At 29.4% G+C, this 755-nt stretch carries 1 protein-coding gene; it reads left to right on the plus strand.

Translation table 4 applies throughout. The features are described from left to right. On the plus strand, positions 1 to 755 hold a 755-nt coding region (locus N1F73_RS03765), incomplete at both ends, for a hypothetical protein (protein WP_260360166.1).

Consider the following 755-nt stretch of genomic DNA (forward strand, 5'->3'; position numbering starts at 1 on the left):
TGGGTTATATGAAACTATTAGAACAACTTTTTGCCCGATATGGCTATCCAATAGGCTTAAAAACTGATAGAAGAACTACTTTTTTCGCCAAACAGGAAAATAATACACCGATGGCAAAATGACTCAATTCTAAAAATATAGGACTAGAATCAAAAAGTTATGGTGAGTTTAAGCCAAATGTTGAGAGAACTAATGGCACTATCCAACTGTGACTTATTGAGTATCTTGACAGCAAAAACTACTCATCTATTGAAGAAATAAATACACATTCAAAAGAAATAATTCAAGCATATAATCAAAGGTTTAACAAACATATGAACGATAAAATCAATGTCTTTAAAAAGATAGACAAAAGGAAAAATGAACACAGAATTCATTTACCGATTAAAAGAAAATACTCAGCCGGTTGTGTTCAATATATGAACAATTACTATGTACCAATAACGAAAGAAAATAAAAGATTTTACATGGAAAATGGCGAAGCAAATTTCGTGATGAGTTCCACTGGAGAATTAATGTTTATTATCGAAAACAAAATTTATAAAAGTGAATGTTTGAAAGGAGAACAATTGACAGATTATCAACTATTTTGTAAAAGACACTATTTAGTTTACGATGATGATTTAACTAAAAAGTTCTACCGTGCTGTTAAAAGAAGTAGAGAGTTTGCGATTAATTTATATAACGTGATCAATGAATTAAGAAATTCAAACACAAGAGAAAAAGAATTGCTTGAAAAAAACTTGTTGGTTTCC

Origin of the sequence: Mycoplasma sp. HS2188, from assembly GCF_025209835.1 — a bacterium.
Lineage (GTDB): Bacteria > Bacillota_I > Bacilli_A > Mycoplasmatales > Metamycoplasmataceae > Mycoplasmopsis.